A 23,984-nucleotide genomic window follows, 5' to 3' on the forward strand; every position below is an offset into this window, starting at 1 on the left:
TCCCTTTATCTCAGGATAAGATAAAACCTATGACCACCCCCCAAAAACATCAGCTAGAGGTAAAAAAATTAAGCTTTGGCTATGAAGATAAAAAGCTTTTGCAAAACATCTCCTTTTCCCTTGTGCCTGGGCAAATAAAGGGAATTTTGGGGCCCAATGGCAGTGGTAAAACCACTCTTTTTCTGCTTAAGTGGCTTTTTAAAGTACAAAGGACAGGTTCTTATTCAGGGGCAGGAAGTACAAAAACTCCCCTCGAAAAAAGGGCCTTGCTTCTATCCCTGGCTACGCAAAACCCTGCCTTTCCAGAAATAAGAGTTAAAGATTATCTTTTACTTGCCAGATTTCCCTATCTTTCCTTTTTAGGACAATATAGAAGGGAGGATTTTCTTTTTTTAGAAGAAAGGCTAAAGGAGATGCAGTTAATAAATTTTCAGGCTAAAAATCTTGCCCACCTTTCAGGTGGCGAACAAAAACAAGTGCTTTTAGCTAAAATTTTAACCCAGGATACCCCTTTTATCCTCTTAGACGAAATAACCTCCAACTTAGACCCCAAAATATGCTTGCAAATTTTAAAACTTTTAAAACAAAAGGCAAAAGAAAAAAATAAAGCCATTCTTTTGACTTCACACGACTTAAACTTAGCAGCTCAACTGTGTTCAGAACTGATTTTTATAAAAAAGGGAAAAATTATTGCCCAGGGAAAAACTAAAGAAGTTTTTAAAACAGAAATCCTAGAGGAAGTTTATGAAACCCAATTTAAAATTTACCATCATCCTGATAATAACATTCCTCAAGCTTTGCTTGGCTTTTAAAGCCCAGGCTCTCACCATTACAGATGATCGGGGTAAAACCATTACCTTAACCAAACCTGCTTCGAGAATAGTAAGTCTTTACGGTGGAATAACAGATATCTTACTTAGCTTAAACCTGGAAAATAAACTAATTGCCTGGACCAAACAGGACCAGGCTCTTCATCCCAAGCTCACCTTTACCCAGGTAGGTACTCATTTAAGGCCTTCTTTAGAAACCATTCTAAGCTTAAAACCAGACCTCATATTACAAATGGGCAAAAGGCCCCATAGTTTACTTATTGCCCAAAAACTAGAACACTTTGGATTAACTGTGGCTATTTTTGACCCCCAAAATTTTACAGAGCTTTTTCAATGCATTCATAAAATAGGTATTCTTACTCACACAGAACCCAAGGCCAAAAAGCTCATTCAAAAACTTAAAGCCCAGTTAGAAAACCTACAACCAGTGCCATCCCAAAAGCGTCCCACTGTATTTTTTGAAGTGCGCTATCCCAATTTACTGGGTGCAGGGAAAAAATCCTTTGTCTCAGAAATAATCTTTATGGCTGGAGGTCAAAATGTTTTAAATCACCCCAAAAAATTGGTACACCTAAACCCAGAGGTACTTTTAAAATTAAATCCAGATGTTTATATTGTGCAGGTAGGGCCCATGAATCCTGTTTATCATCCTCTGGCCAACAGGACCTTTTATCAGGACTTAAAAGCAGTAAAAAAGAAAAATATCTTCTTGGTAAAAGAAGAAGAATTTTCTCGGCCTGGACCTAATACCATCCAGGCCGCTATAAAATTACATAATTTTTTAAAAGAAAAGAGACTTATTCCCCAAAACTAGTCTTCGTGCTTATGGTCGTGATAAATAACTTCTCCAGTTTCTGGATCATGTTCGTGATCATGCTCATGGGGATGAGAATGCACTATATCTCCATGGGAATGTTCGTGTTCATGAATAAAGGTTTTACCTTTTGATTCTTTACCTTGACCACATCCACAATCTTTACACATACTTTCCTCCTTCTAAAAAATACTAGAAGCGTTTAACTTATTTACTACAAGAAGGCAACTATCAGCTTTTCTTCTCAAACCTACTTCTTTAAAAAAGCATTTTATTTGCGAAAAATAAATAAAAGCAAGCTCAATACCACACTTAAAAGTAAACAGGTAACCCAGGGAAAATAAAAGGTAAAATTACCCCTTCTCACCACAATATCTCCAGGCAGTTTACCTAAAGGAAAGGAAATTTTATCTAGTCCCCACAGAAGTAATCCCAGCAAAATTAAAAGCACTCCGCCCCAAATTAAAACCCTGGCTAGCTCTTGTCCCCATCCGGACATAAACCTTCCTCCAGAAAAAATTGTGGAATTATACTATCACTTAAAAGCAATCCCGGCCTTGTCAAGCGAACATATCCCTTTCTAAAGCTAATCAGTCCCTTATTATACAGTACTTCCAGACTCTTTTGAAAAATTTGGGTAAAATTTAAGCCAGTTTTTTGTCTAAACTTTTTCAGGCTTAGGCCCTTACAGGTTCTAAGAGAAAGCATAACCATTTCATTTACTTCTTTTATTCCTTCTATGCGTTCTACCTTTAAACCTTTAAAACCTTGCTCGACCTCCAGGGCATATTGCTTGATGTTGGGAGGATTTTGCCACCTTTTTTGACCTATAGTAGAAACTGCTGAGGGTCCCAGCCCCAGAAAATCTGCTCCCTCCCAATAGCCCACATTGTGCTGGGCATTGTATCCCATGCGAGCATAGTTGGAAATCTCATACTGCAGATAGCCAGCACTCTCCAGATACTCTGCACCATAAAGATACATTTTAGCCACTTCTTCCTCTAGAGGCCAGAGATAGTCCTTTTCTTTTTCTGCAAAATAGGTCCCTGGCTCCAGAGTAAAACCATAACAGGAAAAATGCTCTGGCCTCAAACTAACTCCCATTTTTACTTCTTCCAGCCACTTACCTACACTCTGGCCGGGCAAGCCAAACATAAGAATCAAAGTTTATATTTTTAAATCCAGCCTGACGCAATAAGTAATAAGCCTTTCTACTTTCTTTAAGCGAGTGAATCCTGCCCAGAAGTTTTAAGTTTTCTTCTGTAAAACTTTGAATTCCCAGACTTACCCTATTTACTCCCAATTGATACCAGCCTTTAACTTGCTCTTTTTTACAAGATTCTGGATTGGCTTCTAAAGTAAACTCAATAGGAGAAGGGACTTTAAAATAATGATGAATTTTTTCCAGGACCTGCTTAAGAAAGGAAAGGGAACATAAAGAAGGAGTGCCACCTCCTAAGTAAATGCTCTCAATTTGCCTGCTTCCCAAATTTCTGGCCCAAAAATCAATCTCCTGCAAAAGAGCCTGCTCATAGATTTCAACCATCTCAGGCACCAAAACCTGAGAATAAAAGCACAATACTTACACTTTTGGACACAAAAGGGGAAATGAATATAAAGAAGCATGCAAATAAAAATTAAGAATTAAGTTCTTTGGCGTATCTTTCTACTTCACTATACAAACAACCACAATACTGCTGACGATAAATACCCATTTTTTTACTTTGCTCTTGTCCTATACTCCAGCCTTCACGAAAGTCATAATAGTAAAAATTTACCTTGCTCCCAGTACGCATATCTAGAGCCAAATCTTTTATCAAGTTATGTTTTTGAAATTTACTATAAAGTAAAGTAGTAGTAAAATAGTCAAACTTTCCTCTTCTAGCAATATAAAAAGACTTTTCCAATCTTAATTGATAACAATAAAAACATCTATTGTTTTCTCTAAAATTAACCAGCCTAAAATATTCTCGAGGATTATAATCCTTGTCCAGGCACAGATATTTTATATCAAAATACTTGCAAACTTCTATGAAAGCATTTCTTCTTTGTAGGTATTCTGTTAAAGGATGAATATTTGGATTATAAAAAAGGGCAAAAATCTCCCAACCTTTCTCCTTTAAGACCTGAAAAGGATAAATAGAGCAGGGACCGCAACAGCAATGAACTACAATCCTCACCTATACAGCCTCTATTATAATTTTGACTTTAAATTTATCTTCCAAACGTAAAATATTTTTTTTCTTGTTATTTAAAAGATATAAAGCCAGTTGGGCTGGAAACTTAAAATTTATCTCTTCTTTAGGGTGCTCTTTTCTCAAGGTGGTATAGATTTTCTTCAAACTCAATTGAGCCTGCCATTCCAGGCTGGGAAAAACTCCTCGGCCCTGACAACAGGTGCACTTTTCCAAAGAAGAAGAAAAGGCAGAAGTGCCCAGTCTTTGTCTTACTATCTGGGCCAACCCAAAACGAGAGATGGGGATAAAATCTGTCCTGGCCTTATCCTTTTTTAAACCCTGGCGTAATACCTTTTCCACTTCTCGAATATAGCGTCTGTCTTTCATTTCAATAAAATCTACAACTATCTGCCCTCCAATATCCCTAAGTCTTAACTGTAAAGGTATTACCTGGGCAGCTTCCAGGTTCGCTCTATAAGCCATTTCCTTAAAATTTTTCTCTCCAGAGATTTTGCCAGAATTAATATCAATAGAAGTAAGCGCTTCTGTGTAGTCAAAAACCAGCCTGGCTCCGCAGGGTAAATCTATTTCCCGTGAGTAGATATTGGCTATTTCCTCATCCAGGTTAAAGCGTTCAAACAAGCTAAGCCCGCTGGTAGGCACATGTAAACGCACCAAGTTCTTTTTGCGGGGAAACATAAGCCCAATATATTCTTCCACCTGCACAGCCACCAGTTCGTGGTCTACCCAAACTTCTTCCACATCCTGGGTCAAATAATCTCTAATGGCTCGAAAAACCAAGTCCTTTTCTTCATAAAGTAGGGCTGGAGCGCTTTTACTTCTGGCCTTTTCTTTAATATCTTTCCACAATCTCTTTAAAAAATTAAAATCATGTTGCAAACTGGCCTTGGTCTGACCTTCACTTACCGTACGGACAATAATCCCCAAACCTTCTTCCAGGCCAAAGCTCTCCACTATTTTTTTAAGCCTCTCCCTTTCCTTGGCCTTTTCTATTTTTCTGGAAACTCCTATTTCTTCTCTTCCAGGCGTAAGTACCAGGTACCTACCAGGTAAAGACAAATAAGTGGTCAAATAGGCCCCTTTGGAGCCTGTAGGCTCTTTTACCACCTGCACCAAAATCTCCTGGCCAGCCTTTAGTACTCGATGTAAGGGAGGATACTTTTGTCCAGGTAAGGGCTGAATTTCCTTTTGATAGTATTCAGGGTGCACCTCATCTACCTGTAAAAAACCATTTTTTTCTGCTCCATAATTGACAAAAGCAGCTTGTAAAGAAGCATCTATATTGTGAATTTTTCCCTTATAAATATTTCCCTTGGTCTTATCCTGGGAAATGACTTCAACATAATATTCCTGTAACAATCCATTTTCAGTAATGGCTACTTCCACTTCTTCTTCTGGAAGATAACTAATAAACATTCTTTTTTTCATTCTTTCCCTCATTTATTTGATAATAAATTTCTTTTTCATCTCTTATCTGCATAACTTTTTTTTCTTGCAGCAACTTATATAACATATCTTCTAACCTTGCTTTTTCCACCCCCAAAGCCTCTGCCATATCTTCTACCCTCTGGGGTCTTCTTTTTAGAGAAGCAAGCACACTAGATTCATCTATTTCCCTTTTTGAAAAATATGAAAGTCAGCCTTAGGCTTGGTATCCTCTTTATTAAAATTCACCCTAAGATTTTTCTGCCAGTATTTTATTTCCTCTGAAGACACCCTTTGAAAAAGGTAAGCTCCAGGCCTGGTCATGGTCGTGACATCCACCCTGGCTAGATTCAGCTGGGAAATAAAATCCTGCAAAGCTTTTAAGTTCTCCCTAGAATTATTGATTTTAGGTAACAAAAGCACTTCTAAAAAAATTTGTCCCTTAAAATGCTTACTTAAAGCCAATAATCCGGCTTTTATTTCCTTTAAGGTAATGTCTTTTACTGGACGATTAATTTTTTGAAACTCTTTTTCTACACAACTATCCAGAGAAGGTAAAATTAAATCAAATACTTCTATTTCTTTTAAGACCTCAGGCAAAAACAAAAGACTACTATTGGTAAGCAAGGCCAGGGGCAAATCATATTTTTGTTTTAAGCTTTTTGCTATCTCTCCTAACTGTACATTAAGGCAAGGCTCCCCACTACCACCCAGGGTGATTACATCTGGCAAAAAAGTGTTTTGGGCAAACCAAACTTCCACTTCTCTAAGCACCTGTTCAGCCAGAACATAGGGCTTGCGTTCTAAAGTCTTTTCTTTAGTTTTACCCACTTCACAATAAAGGCAATCAAAACTACAAATCTTTTCTCCCAACAGGTCTATACCCAGAGAACGCCCCAAACGGCTGGAATAAACAGGACCAAACACATAATTAAAACTCATCAACCTCTTCCTCTTTAAAAACTTGACACAGAGAAGACAACTGTCTAGCGCTCTGCTTAGACTTAAGCAGGGAGATTGTCAAAATGATAAAACCCAATACTTTGGTAATGCTAGTTAGTGAAAAGGACAAGACCTACTTTAGGGTGGTAAAAGAAGAAGGCTCTTTAAACACCAACGAAGGCATGATAGAATACAGGCAGATTCTAGAGAGCAATTTTGGCCAGCAAATAAGTACGCATTTAGGGAAAACCTTTTATCTCTTAAAGCCCACTCTTTACGACCTGGTCAAATCAGTAAAAAGAAAACCCAAATCATTTATCCTAAAGAAATAGGCTATATTTTACTCAAGCTGGATATTGGGCCAGGTAAAAAGGTAATTGAAGCAGGTACTGGCTCTGGTGCTCTAACTACAGCTCTGGCCTTTATGGTAGGAGAAGAAGGTAAAGTTTATTCCTACGAAAAGAGAAAATTTTTCTCAATTAGCTCAGGAAAACTTAAAAAGAGCCAATCTCCAGCACCGGGTTGAATTTTTTAACCAGGATATAGCAGAAGGCTTCTTACAACAAGATGTGGATGCCCTATTTTTAGATGTACGCACTCCCTGGGACTATCTGGAACACATCTTTAAAGCAGTAAAACCAGGAGCCCCTCTTGGTTTTTTACTCCCTACCACCAACCAAGTAATAACCCTTCTTACTCATCTGGAAAATGGTCCCTTTTACCCTCCAGAAGTAGTAGAGATACTACTTAGACGCTATAAACCGGTTCCAGAAAGGTTTAGACCTCAAGACCAAATGGTAGCCCACACAGGCTTTTTGGTCTTTTCTAGATACATAGAAAAAAAGTAAATAATTACAATTTATTACGCCAGAAAAAAGAAAAACTTGATTTTTCTTTTTTTTTACTATTAAAATATTTTTTTAAAGATAGAAAACCTGCATGAAGGGGGTAAAAGATAAATGACTCGTAAAGACAGAACTGAAGGCATATTGAGTAGAAAGGAGGTTTTAACTCCCCAGGAAAGAGAAAAGTATTACCTATTAAAATTAAAAGAACTTTTAAATTATGCTTACAGGTATTCTGAGGATGTAAAAAAGCGTTTTGACCGGGCACAGTTTTCTGTAGAAAAATTTAAAACCTTAAACGACTTAAAACATATTCCCATTTTAAAGAAAAAAGAACTTATCTTTTTGCAATCCATGGGTCCAAGGCTGGGGGGGTTGCTCACCCAGGACTTGGGAGAGTTAAGAAGAATATTTATGTCTCCTGGTCCCATTTTTGACCCTGAAAGTAGAGAGCCTGACTACTGGGGCTGGACCGAAGCCTTTTATGCTGCTGGCTTTAGAAGAGGTGATATTGCTCAAATAACCTTAAATTATCACTTAACTCCAGCAGGGCTTATGTTTGAAGAACCCCTAAATAACTTAAACTGTGCTGTGGTGCCTGCAGGCCCTGGAAATACCAACCTCCAGTTAGAAATTATGCAAAAATTAAGGGTAACAGGTTATGTAGGTACTCCCAGTTATCTTTTGCACTTAGCGCAAAAGGGTGAAGAAAAAGGGCTTAACTTAAGAAAGGACTTATTTTTAGAGGTAGCTTTTGTTACTGGAGAAAAATTTTCTGAAAAGATGCGCTCTACCATAGAAAAGAAATTTGATTTGATTATGCGCCAGGGTTATGGAACAGCAGATGTGGGTTGTATTGGTTATGAGTGCTATCACAAAACAGGATTGCATATCTCCACTAAAGCTTATGTAGAAATATGTCATCCTGATACAGGCATCCCTCTTAAAGAAGGAGAGGTAGGCGAAGTAGTAGTAACTGTATTTAACAAGACCTATCCTTTAATTCGCCTGGCTACAGGAGATCTGGCCTATATCGACTATTCGCCCTGTGCCTGTGGAAGGACCTCTCCCAGACTAGGAAATATTGTAGGTAGAGTGGACACCACTGCCAGAATTAAGGGCATGTTTGTCTATCCACACCAGGTAGAACAGGTGATGGCCTCCTTTGAAGAAGTAAAAAGATGGCAAATAGAAGTAACCAATCCTGGTGGAATCGATGAAATGACCCTCTACATTGAAGCCAGTCAATTTACCAGAGAGGCAGATTTACTGCACGCCTTTAGAGAAAAAATAAAAATCAGACCTATTTTAAAAATAGTTCCTCCCGGGACTCTTCCACCTCAAATCAAACCCATTGAAGACAAGAGGAAATGGGATTAAAACAAATATTTTTCTCTTTTTTACTCTGTTTTTTTCTTTTTGCTTGTGCTTCCAGACCCCCTTTAAAACTGGAGGGGGCTTATTCTTCCTGGAGTAAAAGTGATTATATCCTAGTGGGAGAGCGCCACTTAAATCCCTGCGACCACTTAATAGAAGCAAAAGTTCTGGACCTTCTTTTACAAAAAGGCATCCGCCCTGTTCTGGGCTTAGAAATGGTGGATGTAACTTATCAAAAGGTCCTGGATGATTTTTTAGCCCAAAAAATTAGTATCCAAGAACTTCCACAAAAACTTAACTGGGACAAGACCTGGGGATATGATTTTGCCTTTTATGCGCCTCTTTTTAAAAGAGCCAAGGAATATCAGCTAAAAATAATCGCCTTAAACATCCCCAAAGCCATTTTAAAAAAATGGACTCAAGATAAAAAACTAACCCCTTATGAACAAAACCTCATGCCCTATTTTTACCAGCCTCCCACTTCCAAGCAAAAAGAATTTTTAGCAAAACAATTTCACGAACATCAAAATTTTTTGCCCAACTTTTCAGTAAAAATAAATTCTTTCTTAAAAGGCCAGGCACTTTGGGAAAGCAAAATGGCAGAACAGGCTTTTTGGGCCAGGAAAAAATATAACTCGCCAGTAGTGATTTACATTGGCTCAGGCCACTTAGAAGGTGGTTTTGGACTGCAAAAACGTCTGCATTTACTTGACCCCCTGGCCACCATCTTTGCCTTTTTACCTAAAACTACCCCCTCAGACTCTAAGACCTTTAACCCAAGTCTATATTATTATACCTGCCCAGAAACTCCGCACAAAAGAACCTTTCGCCTGGGGCTCTGGCTAATAAAAAAGGATAAATCCATTCAAATAAAAGCAGTAAAACCCAAAAGCAAAGCAGACCTGGCTGGCCTAAAAAAGGGAGATATTATTTTGGAAGTAAATAAACAAAAAATCCATGACCTCTGGCAACTTCATAAATTGGCTCTAAAAGCTATCCAGAATAAGAGTCGTCTTGAATTTAAAATAAGGCGGGAAAAAGAAATTTTAACCCTTAATTTGGAGTTATAATGCCAGAACTTCCTGAAGTAGAAACCATAAAAAATTCTCTTCTTCCTTTACTTCAAGAAAAGATTATAACCAGGGCCCAATTGATAAACTCTCATTGCCTGGTGCAAAACAATCTTAAATTCCCCCAGGACCTTTTAGGAGAGCCTATCCTGGATATAAAAAGAAGAGGTAAATTGCTTTACTTTCTTTTAAGCAAGAAAAAAATTTTGGCCTTTCACCTAAAAATGACAGGAAAAATTTTTGTAGCTCACTCTAAAGAAGCACCAGACAAACATGTGCATTTTATCTTAACCTGTGAAAATAAAAAAGTATTTTTTGAAGATGTACGCAAATTTGGTCGTATCTATCTCTTTACCCAAGAAGAATTTTTTAATTGGTCTTTTATTAAAAACCTTGGTCCAGAACCATTTGAAATAACTGAAGAAAAGTTTATAACCCTTTTTCAATCTTCTGCCAGGGTAAAATCTTTACTATTAAATCAAAAAGTTATTGCAGGCATAGGTAATATTTATGCTGATGAAGCCCTGTTTGCTGCCAAGATTCATCCTCAAAGTATAGCCAGGGCCATTCCTCCTGATATACTAAAAAAACTACACCAATCCTTATTGCAGGTATTAAAAAAGGCCATTCAAGCTGGAGGTAGTTCTTTTAGAGATTATGTAAATGGTTTAGGACAAAAGGGAAATTTTCAAAAGGAATTTCAAGTCTATGGACAAAAAGAAAAACCTTGCCCTAAGTGTAAAAACACATTAACTACTTTAAAAGTAGCAGGAAGGACTAGCACTTTTTGCATCAAGTGCCAAAAAAAATATGAATAAAAACAATCCATTAAAACCCTTAAAACAAGCTGAACTTTTAGAAACGCTTAAAAACTTAGGCATAGCCGACAATCCCAACTGGACAGGTCTTCTTCTTTTTATCCGCAATTTAATCTATTATTTTTCCTCTTTAAAAGAAGAACAAAAAGCCAACTTACAGAAAAAATTACTCGCTTTTTTTGCTGAAAAAGACTTTTCCCTGGGCAAGTTTTTTACTGCTCTTCTGGTTCTGGAAAACGGCTTATTGGAAAATTGCCGGGAAAAATTAATCCAAACCCAAAGGCGCCTGGAAGAAGAAAAAAGATAAATAGTCAAATTGTGGCTGAAATAGAAGATATCCTGAATTCCTTAAAAAACAACTTTATATCTCAAAATCAACAATTAAAAACCTTTCAAGATAAAACCATTGCCACCATTGAAAAAAATCCCAACCCCAGAGACTTAATTACTTTTATCAAAAAAGAAGTGACCACTATCATTGAAAACAACCAAAAAGAAGCCCTAAAGTGGGAAAAAAAGGCCAAAATGTTAGAAGAAAAGGCCAGATATGACCACCTCCTGGACAATCTTTTTAATCGCAGTGTTTTTGACCGTTATATCAAAGAAACTGCTCCAGCTCTGATAAAAAGTGGCCGCAAACTTTCTTTACTTATGATAGATATAGACCACTTTAAGTCCATAAATGACAAATGGGGACACTTGATTGGAGACGATGTGCTTAGAGCTGCTGCTAAAATTATTAAGTCCCACGCTGATGTTTCTAGTGGCCTGGCCTGTCGTTATGGGGGTGAGGAAATAGCTGTAATTTTAGAAGACTTAAATGAAAAAGAAGCCTACTTACGAGCAGAAGCTCTGAGGCTAGATATCAACCGCTACCAGTTTGTGCCCAGACAAGAAGATGGAAAAACTACTTCCCCTATTCACTTTAGTGTGAGTATAGGAGTAGCCGAGGTAGCTCCTTCTGATTTGCCTGAAGACCTTATTGGTAAAGCAGATAAAGCCCTTTATGCAGCCAAAAGTGGTGGGCGTAATCAGGTAAAGTGTTATTCTGAAATAGCCTGTGATTTAAAAAAATAAGGCTCTTATTTTTTATTTTTTTCTTCCCACTCTTTTAAAATTGCTCTAGCTATAACCAGGTCATATAACTTTAAGGGGTTGTCTTTGCCCTGATACAGGCTAAGTGCCCTTTTTACGATACCTAAATCCAGCCAGCCATGCTCTTCCCAGACTCTAGGGTGGTCCTGGTGCCATAATCGAAATTCTATCTCTCCCTGTTCATTTTTACGCACGTACATGCGTTCTTTTTTATCCAAGGGATTGGGATAATAAAAAGGTCCGTCTGGAATCTTGGTCATCTACTACTCCTCGTTTTTTTCTATTCCCAAAGTCTGGACAATGGCTTCGCCTGCCTTCTGCACAAAATCCTGAAAATCAAGCTGACTTTTCTCTTCTTCAGATAAAACCTCTTTAGGCCAGTTAATTAATTCTTTCTTAGGTGTAATGCCATATTCAGGAGGAAAGGAATTCTCAAAATACATCTGCTGAAAACCTACAAATTTGAGCATGTGAGCAGTAGCATCTAAAATTGCCAGTTCCCTTTTATCCAGTAACCCTTTTTCCTTGGCTCTGATAAGTCCAGCCAAACATTCTCCCCCCTGGGTACAGGAAATATGGCCATGCCTGTTGGCTAAAAGCATGCCTTCAATAATTTCCTGTTCCTTAACCTGCACCACATAAAAAGTTCCTCCCAGATTTTCATACTCTTCTACCAGCCCTTTTACCCTGGGAAAGGAAACCGGATTGCCAATCATGGCGGCCTGAGCCACACTGGGCTTTACTTTTACCGGACTATACCTTCTCTTGTCCTTGGGTTGGCTATAGTATTTAAACACAGGGTCAGCGTGCTCAGATTGGACTCCAATAATTTTGGGTAAAGTGGAAATTATTTGTAATTTATATAACTTTAAAAAACTATTAATAACTGCTGTAATGTTTCCTGCATTGCCAATGGGCACAAAAACAGCCTTGTTGGCTAAATCCCAATCATACCACTGGGCAATCTCAAAGCCATAACTTTCCTGGCCTAAAATTCTCCAGGCATTTTTAGAATTGAGTAAAGCAACCTGATAGTTGTCTGCCAGATATTCCACTACCTTCATGCAATCATCAAAGACTCCTGGAAGCTCTAAAACCAGAGCACCACTGCCCAGGGGCTGAGCCAGTTGCTGGGGAGTAACCTTACCCTTAGGCAACAGTACCACTGAACCAATGGACTCACTCACATAGGCAGCATACATGGCAGCTGCAGCAGAGGTATCCCCGGTAGAAGCACAAATGGTTAAAATCTTTTTATAACCATGTTTACGCACCAAATAATTTAAATAACTAAAGGCACAGGCCATGCCCCTATCTTTAAAAGATGCACTGGGATTTTGCCCATCATTTTTATAAGCTAAAGGCTGACCAACATACCTGCTAAGTTTTTCACTGGCTTCTACGATGGGAGTATGTCCTTCTCCCAGATAAACAATATCCTCTTCCTCTAAAATAGGAGCCATAAGTTCATAATAGCGAAAAATTCCTCTAAAGGCCTTACGTTTACTTCTGGCTCTATTATCAAAAATTTCCTGCCACTCTGAGCCACTTTTCTGCTTTAAACTAGAAAAATTATGGTCCACTAGTAAGAAAACACCCTTACACTCGGGACAGGTATAATAAAGATTAGAACTGGGATATTCTTGCCCACAAGAAAGACATCGGTAAGATAAGTTGCCCCTATATTGAGGAAAAGATAACATAGCTAAACTCCTACATATAAATCAAATAACACAATTAAAAACAAAAAAATGGCAATAAAACCATTTAAGGTAAAAAAAGCCAGGTTAATCTTACTCAAATCCTTAGGAGAAATAATTTTATGCTCTATGCTTAAAACAATACCTACCAGTAAAAGCCCTAAAAAATAAATATAACCACTGCTAAAGGCATAGCCAGCTAAAAGAAAAAATAAAAAGGCAATAAAGTGAGAAAGCATGGCAAAACCAAAACCAGCTTCTAGGCCAAAACAAGCTGGAACAGAAAACAACTTTTCCTGCTGGTCAAATTGGATGTCCTGCAAACTATAAAGGATATCAAAGCCAGCTACCCAAAACATAACGCCCAATCCCAGGAGTACAGGAGGCAAGGCAAACTCAGGTTTATAAGCAATCCACCCAGCTATGGGAGCAAGTCCCAATACAGAGCCCAAGATAAAATGACAAAACCAGGTAAACCTCTTACTAAAGCTATAACCTGCAGACCAGATAAGTGCTGGAAAAGAAAGGTAAAAACAAAGCTTATTTAACCCCAAACAGGCCAGGATAAAGATTAAAGCAGCCCCACCTAAATAGAGATAGCCTTCCTTTACACTTATCTTTCCACTTACTAAAGGACGGTCCTGGGTTCTGGGGTTTTTGGCATCAAATTTTAAGTCAGCCAATCTATTGGCCACCATGGCAAAAGAACGCACACTCACCATGGCCAAAGTGAGAAATAAAAAACTCTTCCAGCCAGGCCAACCTTTAGCTGACCAAAAAAGGCCAATATAGGCAAAAGGGAGGGCAAAAACAGAATGCTCTATTTTTACTAATAGGCAAAAGGCTTTTATTTTTTTTAAAAGCAAATTCTTTTCCAGCATCTTTTTATCCATTGTTTCTAAAAACAACTTATTTATCTACTATTACCTTTAAAAACCTTTTTTTCCCACCTTAAGGACATATTCCCCGGGCTCAAACACAAAATCAATAGCAGTTATACTCTGATTGTCTTTTTCCGGCAGATGAATGGCCTTTTGCTTACACAATCGTTTGGCTTCACCCCTGGATTTACATAATCCACTTTCAAATAAGATATCCACAATTGTTTTTTTCTCTTTAACTTCAAATACAGGAATATCTTCTGGAATATTGCCTTTGGCAAAGACCAGGTTAAAGGCTTCTAATTCTTTTCTGGCTGCTTCCACTCCATGATAACGGGCAGTAATCTCCAGGGCCAGTTCTTCTTTACATTTTTTGGGATGAAGCTCTCCTTTGCTCACCTGCTCCTTCATCTTTTCAATTTCAGCCATGGACTTACTGGACAACAACTCATAATAACGCCACATAAGCTCGTCTGAAATGGACATGAGTTTACCAAACATATCCTTGGCAGGCTCAGTAATTCCAATATAATTCCCCAGGGATTTGCTCATTTTTTGCACCCCATCCAGGCCTTCTAAAATAGGCATGGTCAAGATTACCTGGGGCTCCTGGCCATATTCTCTTTGCAGGGTCCTTCCCACTAACAAATTAAACTTTTGATCTGTCCCCCCCAGTTCCACATCTGCCTGCAAGGCCACTGAATCATAGCCCTGCACCAAAGGATATAGAAATTCGTGAATGGAAATGGGTCTATTTTCTTTCCAGCGCTTGCTAAAATCATCTCTTTCCATCATCCTGGCTACTGTGTATTTGGAGCACAACTCCACAAAATCTGCAGCAGAAAACTTATCCATCCAGGAAGAATTAAAGGCGATTTCAGTTTTCTCTGGGTCCAGGATTTTAAAAATTTGCTCTTTGTAAGTCTCTGCATTTTTTAGCACTTCTTCCCGGGTAAGTTTTTTCCGTGTCTCAGACTTACCTGTGGGATTGCCAATCATTCCAGTAAAGTCACCAATTAGAAAAATAACTTGATGGCCCAACTCCTGAAAGTGTCTGAGTTTGTGAATCAAAACAGTATGTCCCAGGTGCAAATCTGGAGCAGTGGGGTCAAACCCAGCTTTGACGCGTAATACTTTCCTGGTTTTAATTTTTTCCACCAATTCTTTTTCTTCAATAACTTCCACAGCCCCTCTTTTAATAAGGGCTAACTGTTCTTCAACAGGAATCATTTTCTTCCTCCCAATTACAAAAAGCAATGTCCTCACATCTGCCAGTAAGCCTATCTATAGTCAAGCTCAGTCCACAAACCTTGACCTTTCCCTTAGCCAAATCAAACTTTTGTGGACGCTTGCTTAAAAATCTCTCTATAATAATACTTTTTTCCATTCCTAAAACAGAATCCACAGGGCCACACATGCCCACATCACTAATATAAGCGGTAAAACCATCCAGTATTCTACAATCATTGGTTTGCACATGGGTATGGGTTCCCAAGACTCCACTGACTCTCCCGGCCAAAAAATAGCCCATAGCCACCTTTTCAGAAGTAGCCTCAGCATGAAAATCTACTATAACAGGTCCCTTAAAATTGAGCTCTTCCAGCAACCTATCTACACCTAAAAAAGGGCAATCTATAGCCTCCATAAAAGTCCTGCCCTGCAGATTAATCACCAGAATCTCTCCTCCCTGTGGAAGAGAAAAAAAGTAAAGCCCCGTCCAGGGGCTAAAGGATAATTTAGAGGCCTAAGTATCCACTCTTCTGTTTCTAAAACCTTAATTATATCTTTAAACTTCCAGATATGATTACCAGAGGTTAGAATGTCTATGCCTGCTTTCTTTAACTCCCAGGCATTTTTGGCATTCAGTCCCAAACCGCCAGAGGCATTTTCTGCATTGGCAATAATAAGTTCATATTCTTTTCTTACCTTGGCTACAAAGGACTTTACTACCTTTCGTCCTCTGCGGCCCACAATATCTCCTAAGAACAATACCCTGAACTTACTTGGCAAAGTCCACAGCCCTTCTTTCTCTAATTACAGTGACCTTTATCTGTCCAGGATAGGTCATTTCTTCTTCTATTTTTTTGGCAATATCCTTACACAAGAGATAAGTATTTTCATCACCTACCTTTTCACAATCCACCATCACTCTAAGCTCTCTTCCTGCCTGAATAGCATAGGCCTTTTCCACGCCATCAAAGCTGGTAGCTATGTTTTCCAATTCCTCTAAGCGCTTTACATAATTCTCTAAAAGTTCTTTTCTAGCACCAGGCCTGGCTCCAGAAAGACTATCTGCAGCCTGGACCAAAACAGCCAACACACTGGAAGGAGTTACATCTTCATGGTGAGCAGCAATAGCATGCACCACTTCTTCACTCTCTCCATATTTTTTAGCCAAATCAGCTCCGATTAAGGCATGGGGGCCCTCTACTTCGTGATCCACAGCTTTGCCTAGGTCATGAAGCAAGCCTGCTCGCTTGGCTATTTTCTCATCCAATCCCAATTCAGCAGCCATAATTCCGCACAAAAAGGCTACTTCTAAGGAATGTTGCAGGACATTTTGAGAAAAACTGGTTCGATAATAAAGCCTACCCAAAAGTTTCACCAACTCTGGATGAATACCATGCACACCCACATCAAAGGTGGCCTGTTCTCCTATTTCTTTTAACTTGTCTTCCATTTCCTTTTCTACTTTCTGCACCACCTCTTCAATACGGGCAGGATGAATGCGACCATCACTAATAAGGCGCTCTAAAGCCTGTCTGGCAATTTCCCTGCGTAAAGGATTAAAGGCAGAAAGGACTACTGTCTCTGGTGTATCGTCAATAATAAGGTCAACTCCAGTAACAGCCTCTAAGGCCCTAATATTTCTACCTTCTCGTCCAATAATCCTACCCTTCATCTCTTCACTGGGAAGTTCTACCACTGTAACTGTATTATCAATTACATATTCTCCAGAATAACGCTGTACAGCTGTGGCCAAAATTTCTTTGGCTTTTTTGGCAGCCTGTTCTTGAGCTTCCATTTCAATCTGACGCATTCTTTTGGCTGCTTCATGCCTAACCTGATTTTCCATTTCAGCCAGTAAAATCTTTTTGGCTTCTTCTCTGGTAAGGCCAGAAACTTCTTCTAATTTCTTGGTCTCTTCCAAAATCAAAGCATCCAGCTCTGCTCTTTTTCTTCTAGCCTTCTCTCCTCTTTACTGAGTTTACTTTCCCAGGAAAGAAGTTCTCGCTCCTTTTGAGAAACATCTTCTAGTTTTTTTCTAAACGCTCTTCCTTTTCCTGCAGGCGCTGCTCTTGCTTTTTAAGCTCTTTCTCCTTTTCCCGATATTCCTGCTCCCATTCCCTTTTTTGACGAAATATTTCATCCTTGGCCTGTAATAGAGCTTCTTTTTTCTGAGCACTGGCTTCCTTTCTAGCTTCTTCTAAAATCTTGTCAGCTAGCTTCTTACTTTCAGCTAATTCTTTACCTAAAAAGTATTTATAAAAGAAAATCCCAGCAACAGCTCCAACTCCAAAAGTAATAAAGGCGGTAATAATGATACTACTTAACATCGCTAACTCCTTAAAATATATATAGTAACGCCTCTTTCAGGCGCAAAAACAAAATATCTATTAAGAGGGGAAAAGAAAACAGGAAGTGCCTTTTTAGATAAAACCCCAAAAGGCCGTGTAGCGGGTAATTTTGAACCTCTTATGTATAGGTGGGCGCCAAAGTAACTCTTTTAGGCTTCCTCTTGTCAGACAAGAGGCCTGCACACCAGAGCTACACAACGGCTCCCAAGAGGTAAGCATTGGCTCAAAAATTATTCCCACTATCACGAACCCTTCAGGAAGATTATTCTTCTCGGTTTAATCTATCTAAAAGCCTGGAGATACGACTTTCTACCTGCTGAAACTTTTTCTCCAACTCCAGGTAGTCATCTGCCAAGCTTAGACTTAAATATATAAGCAACTTCTCTTTGCTTAGCTTTTTTCCCCTCTCTTCCAACACCTTAAAACGTTCTTCTAACAAGGACCTGGCTTTATTCACCCTTTCTGGAGGCACATCAGTTTTAAAAGATACCTCCATTCCTAAAATTTTTAAATTATAGCCAGTCATCCTTCTTATTCTATATTTAGTTCTTCTATTTTTTGCAACAACTTCTCTATCTTTTTCCTAACCTGTTGTTTTTTATGATTTTCTTTTTCAAGCTCTCTTTTTAACTGCCAGTTTTCCTTTAAAATTTTGCGCTGTTTAAGTAAGAGTTCTTCAATTTTTTTTCCAGCAAGCTAATTTGTTCCATCTCAGTCTTTTTTCTTTCTGGGTAGAAGCACTTGTTTAGCTCTAGCAATAGCCAGGGTATTCTCTGGCACCTCTTTAGTCAAGGTGGAACCCGCACCCACTAAACTTCTTTTGCCAATCTTAATGGGAGCAACCAGGGCAGTATTACTGCCAATAAAAGCACCTTCTTCTATAATGGTTTGGTGTTTGTTTTTACCGTCATAATTACAAGTAATGGTACCAGCTCCAATATTCACTCCAGGTCCAATGTCACTATCTCCAAGATAAGTTAAGTGATTGGCCTTGCTGCCTCGTCCCAGTCTGCTTTTTTCACTTCTACGAAATTACCAACTCTGGATTCTTCTTCTAAATAAGCTCCAGGCCTAAGTCTGGCATAAGGTCCTACATTGACTCCTCTTTTTACCTCAGCCCCTTCTACATGACAAAATTCATGGATGGTACCTTCAATCTCAGAATCTTTAATAAAGGTATAAGCACCAATCCTGGCGGAAGCATAAATTCGGGTTTTCCCCAGAAGGTGAAGTGGGCCACTCAGGATACTTCCCTTTTCCAGTTCAACTTCAGGTCCAATGACCACACCCCAGGGTTGTCTGATAAGTACACCCTGCTCTTGCCAGTAATTTACAATCTTTTGGCGTAAAAACTCCTCTTGTGAGCTAAGTTCGTAAACAGTATTTATGCCCAACAACTCAGAAACATTACCTAAATTGACTCCTTCAACCTTAAAACCTCTTTTTTTAGCTATACCAATCAAATCGGTAATATAATACTCTTTTTGAGCATTTTCTGCCTTTAATTCAAATAGGCATTCCTGTAAAAATTTGAATTTAAAACAATAAATTCCAGCATTTACTTCCTTAATTACTTTTTCCTGTACTGATAGGTCTTTGGCTTCCACAATCCTTTCTACTTCAAAATTAGCATTTCTCAACACCCGTCCATAGTCTTTGGGATTTTCCAGAGTTAAGGAAAGAAAACTCAAGTCAAAATCCTTCCCTCTATCCAATAACAATTTAAAATGCTCAGGTTCCACTAAAGGAGTATCTCCATTGGTAACCAAGATATACTCTGGCTTTTTTTGCTCAATTAAAGGCCAGGCCATTTGCAGGGCATGTCCGGTACCCAGCTGACTTTCTTGCACGATAAATCTATCTTTATATTCTGGGAAATAATTTTCTATAACTGCCCTTTGATACCCTATCAAAGGATAAACTTCTGTATCAGCCACTTTCTCTAAACTCTTTAGCACATACCAGAGTAAAGGCTTTCCCAGTATTTCCTGCATCACCTTGGGACCTGTAAGCCCCATTCTCGTCCCTTTTCCTGCAGCTAAAATTATCCCCAAAACCTGCATAAATTCATTACTCCTTTAAAAAAGAAATGCCCCACTCTTTGACTATTTTAAGAGTGGGGCATTTAAAAAGCAAGCTAACTTTTAATTACATTTTGCAAGTGCCAGCCTGTACAGCACTTTCTCTACAGCGCATTCTATGTAAGGCCTTGGCAAGAGAAGCCTTTGCCCTGGCATAAGCCTCTCTATCTGCTTGTTCTTGAAGTCTTTGCTGGGCTCTTTCCAAAGCCTTTCTGGCCCTTTCCACATCGATTTCTTCAGCCTTTTCCGCCAGTTCAGCTAACACAGAGACTTTATTTTGACCTACTTCTGCAAATCCCCCAGCAACAAAGACATAAAAACGTCTACCATCTTTTTTATAATAAAGACTGCCCACTCCCAAAGCAGAGAGAAAAGGGATGTGGTTGGGCAAGACCCCAAACTCACCCTCTACTCCAGGAGCAGCTACATATTCCACTTCCTCAGAAAGAACCTTTCTATCTGGAGTCACTATTTCTAACTTTAATGTACGTGCCATGATGTCACCTTTTTTTATGCTTCTTTAGCTTTTTCTAAAGCCTCCTCAATTGTACCAACCATATAGAAGGCCTGCTCAGGCACATCATCGTGCTTACCTTCGATGATTTCCTTAAATCCTCTAATGGTATCTTCCAGCTTTACATAACGACCAGGCTTACCTGTGAACTGTTCAGCAACATGGAAGGGCTGAGACAGGAATCTTTGAATTTTTCTAGCTCTGGATACGATAAGCTTATCTTCATCAGAAAGCTCATCCATACCCAGGATAGCAATAATATCCTGCAAGTCTTTATATTTCTGCAAGATCTGCTGTACCTGACGAGCAACCATGTAGTGTTCATTACCCAGAACATTGGGATCCAGGATACGAGAAGTAGAATCCAAGGGATCCACCGCAGGATAAATACCAAGCTCAGCAATCTGACGGGAAAGAACGATGGTACCATCCAAGTGAGCAAAGGTAGTAGCAGGAGCAGGGTCAGTTAAGTCGTCCGCAGGTACGTAAACAGCCTGAACAGAAGTAATAGAACCCTTCTTGGTAGAGGTAATTCTTTCCTGCAAGGCACCAAGGTCAGTGGCCAGGGTGGGCTGATAACCTACTGCAGAGGGCATACGTCCAAGCAACGCAGATACCTCAGAGTTGGCCTGAGTAAAACGGAAAATATTGTCAATAAACAGAAGTACGTCCTGATTCTCTTCATCACGGAAGTATTCAGCCATGGCCAAAGCAGTCAAAGCTACTCTAGCTCTAGCTCCTGGAGGCTCGTTCATCTGACCATAAACCAAACCAGCTTTTTCCAATACGCCAGCTTCCTTCATTTCCAGGTAAAGGTCAGTACCTTCTCTAGTCCTTTCACCAACACCAGCAAACACAGAAATACCACCGTGCTGCTTAGCGATGTTATTAATAAGCTCCATTAAGATAACGGTCTTACCTACACCAGCACCACCAAACATTCCCAGCTTACCACCCTTGGGAAAGGGAATGAGCAGGTCAATAACCTTAACACCTGTTTCCAACAGCTCAATCTTGGTGCTTTGCTCTACAAAAGCAGGAGCTTCTCTGTGGATGGGATACATCTTTTCGCCCTTAACAGGCCCCATATCATCCACAGGACGTCCTACTACATTCAATACACGACCCAAAGCAGACTTTCCTACAGGCACCTGGATAGGAGCACCAGTATCCTTTACAGGCATACCCCTAACCAGACCATCAGTGGTATCCATAGCTACACAACGAACAACATTGTTTCCAAGATGCTGAGCAACTTCTACAACCAGGTTATCAGGTTCATCACTAATAGTTGGGTTGTTCAAAACCAAGGCATTCAAAATATTAGGAAGTTTCCCCTCTGGGAATTCCACGTCAATAACGTTACCAATAACTTGCACAATTTTGCCTATATTTTCACTCATTTTAAAAGCCCCCTCTTAGTTTAAGCATTTTTTAAGGCTTCAGCACCACCCACAATATCCATAAGTTCTGCAGTGATGCTTGCCTGTCTTACTTTGTTAAAGACTAGAGTTAAAGAGTTAACCAACTCATCACAGTTTTTAGTAGCATTATCCATGGCAGTCATTCTGGCAGCATGTTCACTAGCAGAAGTATCCAGTAAAGCTCTGTACACTTGGACTTTTACATAGCGAGGTAAAAGTTCTGCCAAAAGACCTTCCACAGAGGGTTCAAAAATATATTCACTACTTGCTCCAGCTTCAGCCTCTGACTCTACAGGAAGAATCTTGCTTACTACCGGGTCCTGTTTGACCACAGAAACAAACTTACCAAAGATAGCATATACCTCATCCAGTTCCTGGTTTAAGAATTTACTGATAAGGAATTCACCTGTCTCGTTGGCTAGCTGAAAGTCAAAGTTATTTAAGACATCTGCTTTTGCTTCTATAACTTCAAACTCTGTTTTCTTGAAAAAATCCCGGCCTTTCTTCCCTACACAGATAAACTTTACTTCCTTTCCTTCGGCCTTCTTTTCCAGGGCTAATTTGTTAGCAGCATTGCACAAATTGGTATTAAAAGCACCACAAAGCCCTTTATCAGAGGTAACCAGGAGGATGCCTACTGTCTTTACCTCTTCTCTCTTTTCCAGAAGAGGATGGATAGAGGCATCTGCCCTGCCAGAAAGGTCAGCTATGATTTCATAGTATTTATCAGCATAGGGACGAAAGCGCTCAATTCGCAACTGGGCGTTGCGTAACTTTGCCGAGGCCACCATATTCATGGCCTTGGTTATCTGTTTGGTCTTTTTGACCGCATCTATTTTGCGCTTAATATCCCTTAATGATGCACCCATTATATTATCTCCCTTTAAGCCTTAAAGGTCTTTTTAAATTCCTCAATAGCCGCAGCAAGTTTCTTATCCAACTCAGGACTTAGGTCTTGAGTTTCTTTAATTTCATTTAAGATATCACTTCTTTGATTTCTCATGTAATCCAAAAGTCCATCTTCAAACTTTCTTACAGCTTCTACAGGTAAATCATCCATAAAACCACGAGTACCAGCATAAAGGGATACTACCTGCTCTTCTACAGGCATGGGTTGATACTGAGGTTGTTTTAAGAGCTCTACCAATCTTTCACCACGAATAAGCTTTTGCTTGGTAGCTTTATCCAAATCAGAACCAAACTGAGCAAAGGCAGCCAACTCACGATATTGAGCCAAATCCAGACGCAAGGTACCAGCAACCTTTTTCATAGCCTTAATCTGAGCAGCACCACCAACCCTGGATACAGACAAACCAACATTAATAGCAGGACGAATACCTGCGTAAAATAGGTTGGGTTCCAGGTAAACCTGACCGTCAGTAATGGAAATAACGTTGGTAGGAATGTAAGCAGATACGTCACCAGCCTGGGTCTCAATGATAGGCAAAGCAGTTAAGGAACCAGCACCCAAGCTGTCATGCATCTTAGCTGCACGCTCTAACAAACGGGAGTGCAGGTAGAAAACGTCACCAGGGAAAGCCTCACGTCCTGGAGGACGTCTTAAGAGCAAGGACATTTCACGATAAGCCACAGCCTGCTTGGAAAGGTCATCGTAAATAATAAGGGCATGCTTGCCATTATCTCTATAATATTCACCCATAGTACAACCAGAATAAGCAGCAATAAACTGCAAAGAAGCAGGTTCAGAAGCTGTAGCTGCAATAACTGTAGTGTATTCCATGGCTCCATGCTTTTCCAGGGTGTCTACCACCTGAGCCACTGTAGATTTCTTTTGTCCAATGGCAACATAAAAACAGTAAATATCAGAATTCTTCTGAGCTAATATGGCGTCAATACAAACAGCAGTCTTACCTACCTGACGGTCACCAATGATAAGCTCACGTTGACCACGTCCGATAGGAGTCATGGCATCAATAGCCTTTAAGCCAGTATACATGGGTTCATGTACTGGCTTTCTAGCCATAAGACCTGGAGCCTTAATTTCTACAAAACGATATTCTTTGGCTTGGATAGGACCTTTACCATCTAAAGGATTACCCAAAGGATCGATAACTCTACCAATAACTGCATCACCTACAGGTACCTGAACAATTTTGCCCGTCCTTTTGACCAGGTCACCCTCTTTAATGTGGGTATCTTCACCCAAAAGGGCAACACCAACACTGTCTTCTTCCAGGTTAAGAACCATTCCCATAACACCGCCAGGGAACTCCAAAAGCTCCATTGCCATGGCATTTTCTACGCCATAAACCCTGGCAATACCGTCACCCACAGACAGGACCACTCCTGTCTCACTCATCTCTACACGTTGTTCGTAGTTCTTAATCTGATTCTCAATGATTTGACTAATTTCTTCTGCTCTGATTTGCAT

General features: G+C 39.5%; 28 protein-coding genes, 1 other RNA gene and 2 pseudogenes. 9 read left to right on the plus strand and 22 right to left on the minus strand.

Going from position 1 to position 23,984, the window contains the following annotated elements; translation table 11 throughout:
• The first annotated feature begins 29 nt into the window (after nt 1–29).
• Nucleotides 30–812 carry an ABC transporter ATP-binding protein gene (locus ACZ42F_RS07690; RefSeq protein WP_464278532.1) on the plus strand — a complete coding sequence of 261 codons (783 nt, stop codon included), beginning with the start codon at nt 30–32 and terminating at the stop codon, nt 810–812.
• Nucleotides 745–1,644 (plus strand): ABC transporter substrate-binding protein, encoded by a 900-nt coding sequence (locus ACZ42F_RS07695; protein WP_464278533.1) that lies wholly within the window; start codon nt 745–747, stop codon nt 1,642–1,644. Before ACZ42F_RS07690 ends, ACZ42F_RS07695 begins: the two co-directional genes overlap by 68 nt.
• Here the strand turns inward: ACZ42F_RS07695 and ACZ42F_RS07700 are convergent.
• The 8 genes from ACZ42F_RS07700 to ACZ42F_RS07735 all read right to left on the minus strand — a co-directional run bounded on the left by ACZ42F_RS07700 (nt 1,641) and on the right by ACZ42F_RS07735 (nt 6,209).
• Nucleotides 1,641–1,814: a hypothetical protein gene (locus ACZ42F_RS07700; protein ID WP_464278534.1), complete on the minus strand. Its 174-nt coding sequence runs from the start codon at nt 1,812–1,814 to the stop codon at nt 1,641–1,643. The genes ACZ42F_RS07695 and ACZ42F_RS07700 overlap by 4 nt on opposite strands.
• A gap of 101 nt (nt 1,815–1,915) precedes the next feature.
• A complete protein-coding gene (locus ACZ42F_RS07705) occupies nt 1,916–2,143 on the minus strand; it encodes a DUF2905 domain-containing protein (protein WP_464278535.1) in 228 nt (75 codons plus the stop codon).
• On the minus strand, nt 2,119–2,799 hold the full coding sequence (locus ACZ42F_RS07710) for a coproporphyrinogen-III oxidase family protein (protein ID WP_464278536.1): 681 nt from the start codon (nt 2,797–2,799) through the stop codon (nt 2,119–2,121). The genes ACZ42F_RS07705 and ACZ42F_RS07710 overlap by 25 nt, the downstream gene beginning before the upstream one ends.
• Nucleotides 2,768–3,190, minus strand: a complete 423-nt coding sequence (locus tag ACZ42F_RS07715) for a radical SAM protein (RefSeq protein ID WP_464278537.1) — start codon at nt 3,188–3,190, stop codon at nt 2,768–2,770. Before ACZ42F_RS07715 ends, ACZ42F_RS07710 begins: the two co-directional genes overlap by 32 nt.
• Nucleotides 3,191–3,281: 91 nt before the next feature.
• Nucleotides 3,282–3,824, minus strand: a complete 543-nt coding sequence (locus ACZ42F_RS07720; protein ID WP_464278538.1) for an epoxyqueuosine reductase QueH — start codon at nt 3,822–3,824, stop codon at nt 3,282–3,284.
• The gene (locus ACZ42F_RS07725) at nt 3,825–5,270 is read right to left on the minus strand and encodes an Rne/Rng family ribonuclease (RefSeq protein WP_464278539.1); all 1,446 of its coding nucleotides are present in this window, start codon (nt 5,268–5,270) and stop codon (nt 3,825–3,827) included.
• Entirely contained in the window at nt 5,248–5,397 is a 150-nt protein-coding gene (locus tag ACZ42F_RS07730) for a hypothetical protein (RefSeq protein ID WP_464278540.1), read from the minus strand. The genes ACZ42F_RS07725 and ACZ42F_RS07730 overlap by 23 nt, the downstream gene beginning before the upstream one ends.
• 53 nt (nt 5,398–5,450) lie before the next feature.
• Nucleotides 5,451–6,209: a radical SAM protein gene (locus tag ACZ42F_RS07735; RefSeq protein WP_464278541.1), complete on the minus strand. Its 759-nt coding sequence runs from the start codon at nt 6,207–6,209 to the stop codon at nt 5,451–5,453.
• Between the two features lie 190 nt (nt 6,210–6,399).
• Here ACZ42F_RS07735 and ACZ42F_RS07740 point away from each other — a divergent pair, with 190 nt between their 5' ends.
• From ACZ42F_RS07740 to ACZ42F_RS07770, 7 genes are all read left to right on the plus strand, one after another.
• A complete protein-coding gene (locus ACZ42F_RS07740; RefSeq protein ID WP_464280227.1) occupies nt 6,400–6,735 on the plus strand; it encodes a hypothetical protein in 336 nt (111 codons plus the stop codon).
• On the plus strand, nt 6,659–7,057 hold the full coding sequence (locus ACZ42F_RS07745) for a hypothetical protein (RefSeq protein WP_464280228.1): 399 nt from the start codon (nt 6,659–6,661) through the stop codon (nt 7,055–7,057). Before ACZ42F_RS07740 ends, ACZ42F_RS07745 begins: the two co-directional genes overlap by 77 nt.
• 111 nt (nt 7,058–7,168) lie before the next feature.
• Entirely contained in the window at nt 7,169–8,434 is a 1,266-nt protein-coding gene (locus ACZ42F_RS07750; RefSeq protein ID WP_464278542.1) for a phenylacetate--CoA ligase family protein, read from the plus strand.
• On the plus strand, nt 8,425–9,501 hold the full coding sequence (locus tag ACZ42F_RS07755; RefSeq protein WP_464278543.1) for a ChaN family lipoprotein: 1,077 nt from the start codon (nt 8,425–8,427) through the stop codon (nt 9,499–9,501). The genes ACZ42F_RS07750 and ACZ42F_RS07755 overlap by 10 nt, the downstream gene beginning before the upstream one ends.
• On the plus strand, nt 9,501–10,319 hold the full coding sequence (gene mutM / locus ACZ42F_RS07760) for a bifunctional DNA-formamidopyrimidine glycosylase/DNA-(apurinic or apyrimidinic site) lyase (protein WP_464278544.1): 819 nt from the start codon (nt 9,501–9,503) through the stop codon (nt 10,317–10,319). Before ACZ42F_RS07755 ends, mutM begins: the two co-directional genes overlap by 1 nt.
• Nucleotides 10,312–10,626: a hypothetical protein gene (locus ACZ42F_RS07765; RefSeq protein ID WP_464278545.1), complete on the plus strand. Its 315-nt coding sequence runs from the start codon at nt 10,312–10,314 to the stop codon at nt 10,624–10,626. The genes mutM and ACZ42F_RS07765 overlap by 8 nt, the downstream gene beginning before the upstream one ends.
• Before the next feature lie 11 nt (nt 10,627–10,637).
• Nucleotides 10,638–11,396 carry a GGDEF domain-containing protein gene (locus tag ACZ42F_RS07770; protein ID WP_464278546.1) on the plus strand — a complete coding sequence of 253 codons (759 nt, stop codon included), beginning with the start codon at nt 10,638–10,640 and terminating at the stop codon, nt 11,394–11,396.
• A gap of 5 nt (nt 11,397–11,401) precedes the next feature.
• On the opposite strand, the gene ACZ42F_RS07775 is transcribed toward ACZ42F_RS07770, so the two are convergent.
• The 14 genes and pseudogenes from ACZ42F_RS07775 to atpA form a co-directional block, all read right to left on the minus strand.
• Nucleotides 11,402–11,674, minus strand: a complete 273-nt coding sequence (locus ACZ42F_RS07775; RefSeq protein WP_464278547.1) for a hypothetical protein — start codon at nt 11,672–11,674, stop codon at nt 11,402–11,404.
• A gap of 3 nt (nt 11,675–11,677) precedes the next feature.
• On the minus strand, nt 11,678–13,117 hold the full coding sequence (gene thrC, locus ACZ42F_RS07780; RefSeq protein ID WP_464278548.1) for a threonine synthase: 1,440 nt from the start codon (nt 13,115–13,117) through the stop codon (nt 11,678–11,680).
• 2 nt (nt 13,118–13,119) lie between these two features.
• Nucleotides 13,120–14,007: a UbiA-like polyprenyltransferase gene (locus ACZ42F_RS07785; RefSeq protein WP_464278549.1), complete on the minus strand. Its 888-nt coding sequence runs from the start codon at nt 14,005–14,007 to the stop codon at nt 13,120–13,122.
• Nucleotides 14,008–14,043: 36 nt separating this feature from the next.
• Nucleotides 14,044–15,225 carry a tyrosine--tRNA ligase gene (gene tyrS / locus ACZ42F_RS07790; RefSeq protein ID WP_464278550.1) on the minus strand — a complete coding sequence of 394 codons (1,182 nt, stop codon included), beginning with the start codon at nt 15,223–15,225 and terminating at the stop codon, nt 14,044–14,046.
• Nucleotides 15,212–15,966, minus strand: a pseudogene (locus ACZ42F_RS07795) (TIGR00282 family metallophosphoesterase). Before ACZ42F_RS07795 ends, tyrS begins: the two are co-directional and overlap by 14 nt.
• Before the next feature lie 28 nt (nt 15,967–15,994).
• Nucleotides 15,995–17,552 (minus strand): annotated as a pseudogene (gene rny / locus ACZ42F_RS07800) (ribonuclease Y).
• 98 nt (nt 17,553–17,650) lie between these two features.
• Nucleotides 17,651–17,836: non-coding RNA, 6S RNA (gene ssrS, locus ACZ42F_RS07805), on the minus strand.
• Nucleotides 17,836–18,099 carry a cell division protein ZapA gene (locus ACZ42F_RS07810; RefSeq protein ID WP_464278551.1) on the minus strand — a complete coding sequence of 88 codons (264 nt, stop codon included), beginning with the start codon at nt 18,097–18,099 and terminating at the stop codon, nt 17,836–17,838. The genes ssrS and ACZ42F_RS07810 overlap by 1 nt, the downstream gene beginning before the upstream one ends.
• Nucleotides 18,100–18,284: 185 nt before the next feature.
• A complete protein-coding gene (locus tag ACZ42F_RS07815) occupies nt 18,285–18,518 on the minus strand; it encodes a DapH/DapD/GlmU-related protein (RefSeq protein WP_464278552.1) in 234 nt (77 codons plus the stop codon).
• Nucleotides 18,519–18,550: 32 nt separating this feature from the next.
• The gene (locus tag ACZ42F_RS07820) at nt 18,551–19,636 is read right to left on the minus strand and encodes an NTP transferase domain-containing protein (protein ID WP_464278553.1); all 1,086 of its coding nucleotides are present in this window, start codon (nt 19,634–19,636) and stop codon (nt 18,551–18,553) included.
• 85 nt (nt 19,637–19,721) lie between these two features.
• Complete coding sequence (locus tag ACZ42F_RS07825; protein ID WP_464278554.1) at nt 19,722–20,150, minus strand: F0F1 ATP synthase subunit epsilon; 429 nt, start codon at nt 20,148–20,150, stop codon at nt 19,722–19,724.
• A 14-nt stretch (nt 20,151–20,164) separates the two neighbouring features.
• Nucleotides 20,165–21,571 carry a F0F1 ATP synthase subunit beta gene (gene atpD, locus ACZ42F_RS07830; protein WP_464278555.1) on the minus strand — a complete coding sequence of 469 codons (1,407 nt, stop codon included), beginning with the start codon at nt 21,569–21,571 and terminating at the stop codon, nt 20,165–20,167.
• Nucleotides 21,572–21,591: 20 nt separating this feature from the next.
• Entirely contained in the window at nt 21,592–22,461 is an 870-nt protein-coding gene (locus ACZ42F_RS07835) for a F0F1 ATP synthase subunit gamma (RefSeq protein ID WP_464278556.1), read from the minus strand.
• A gap of 14 nt (nt 22,462–22,475) precedes the next feature.
• A complete protein-coding gene (gene atpA / locus ACZ42F_RS07840; protein WP_464280229.1) occupies nt 22,476–23,984 on the minus strand; it encodes a F0F1 ATP synthase subunit alpha in 1,509 nt (502 codons plus the stop codon).

Source organism: Desulfonauticus autotrophicus, from assembly GCF_055381725.1.

Coding starts and splice junctions, on each gene's coding strand:
- ACZ42F_RS07695 (WP_464278533.1), top strand. CDS start 745: ATGAAACCCAATTTAAAATTTACCATCATCCTGATAATAACATTCCTC.
- mutM (WP_464278544.1), top strand. CDS start 9,501: ATGCCAGAACTTCCTGAAGTAGAAACCATAAAAAATTCTCTTCTTCCT.
- ACZ42F_RS07700 (WP_464278534.1), bottom strand. CDS start 1,814: ATGTGTAAAGATTGTGGATGTGGTCAAGGTAAAGAATCAAAAGGTAAA.
- ACZ42F_RS07755 (WP_464278543.1), top strand. CDS start 8,425: ATGGGATTAAAACAAATATTTTTCTCTTTTTTACTCTGTTTTTTTCTT.
- ACZ42F_RS07765 (WP_464278545.1), top strand. CDS start 10,312: ATGAATAAAAACAATCCATTAAAACCCTTAAAACAAGCTGAACTTTTA.
- ACZ42F_RS07730 (WP_464278540.1), bottom strand. CDS start 5,397: ATGGCAGAGGCTTTGGGGGTGGAAAAAGCAAGGTTAGAAGATATGTTA.
- atpD (WP_464278555.1), bottom strand. CDS start 21,571: ATGAGTGAAAATATAGGCAAAATTGTGCAAGTTATTGGTAACGTTATT.
- ACZ42F_RS07750 (WP_464278542.1), top strand. CDS start 7,169: ATGACTCGTAAAGACAGAACTGAAGGCATATTGAGTAGAAAGGAGGTT.
- ACZ42F_RS07710 (WP_464278536.1), bottom strand. CDS start 2,799: ATGTTTGGCTTGCCCGGCCAGAGTGTAGGTAAGTGGCTGGAAGAAGTA.
- ACZ42F_RS07725 (WP_464278539.1), bottom strand. CDS start 5,270: ATGAAAAAAAGAATGTTTATTAGTTATCTTCCAGAAGAAGAAGTGGAA.
- ACZ42F_RS07735 (WP_464278541.1), bottom strand. CDS start 6,209: ATGAGTTTTAATTATGTGTTTGGTCCTGTTTATTCCAGCCGTTTGGGG.
- atpA (WP_464280229.1), bottom strand. CDS start 23,984: ATGCAAATCAGAGCAGAAGAAATTAGTCAAATCATTGAGAATCAGATT.
- ACZ42F_RS07820 (WP_464278553.1), bottom strand. CDS start 19,636: ATGCAGGTTTTGGGGATAATTTTAGCTGCAGGAAAAGGGACGAGAATG.
- ACZ42F_RS07835 (WP_464278556.1), bottom strand. CDS start 22,461: ATGGGTGCATCATTAAGGGATATTAAGCGCAAAATAGATGCGGTCAAA.
- ACZ42F_RS07825 (WP_464278554.1), bottom strand. CDS start 20,150: ATGGCACGTACATTAAAGTTAGAAATAGTGACTCCAGATAGAAAGGTT.
- ACZ42F_RS07810 (WP_464278551.1), bottom strand. CDS start 18,099: ATGACTGGCTATAATTTAAAAATTTTAGGAATGGAGGTATCTTTTAAA.
- ACZ42F_RS07690 (WP_464278532.1), top strand. CDS start 30: ATGACCACCCCCCAAAAACATCAGCTAGAGGTAAAAAAATTAAGCTTT.
- tyrS (WP_464278550.1), bottom strand. CDS start 15,225: ATGATTCCTGTTGAAGAACAGTTAGCCCTTATTAAAAGAGGGGCTGTG.
- thrC (WP_464278548.1), bottom strand. CDS start 13,117: ATGTTATCTTTTCCTCAATATAGGGGCAACTTATCTTACCGATGTCTT.
- ACZ42F_RS07705 (WP_464278535.1), bottom strand. CDS start 2,143: ATGTCCGGATGGGGACAAGAGCTAGCCAGGGTTTTAATTTGGGGCGGA.
- ACZ42F_RS07715 (WP_464278537.1), bottom strand. CDS start 3,190: ATGGTTGAAATCTATGAGCAGGCTCTTTTGCAGGAGATTGATTTTTGG.
- ACZ42F_RS07785 (WP_464278549.1), bottom strand. CDS start 14,007: ATGGATAAAAAGATGCTGGAAAAGAATTTGCTTTTAAAAAAAATAAAA.
- ACZ42F_RS07775 (WP_464278547.1), bottom strand. CDS start 11,674: ATGACCAAGATTCCAGACGGACCTTTTTATTATCCCAATCCCTTGGAT.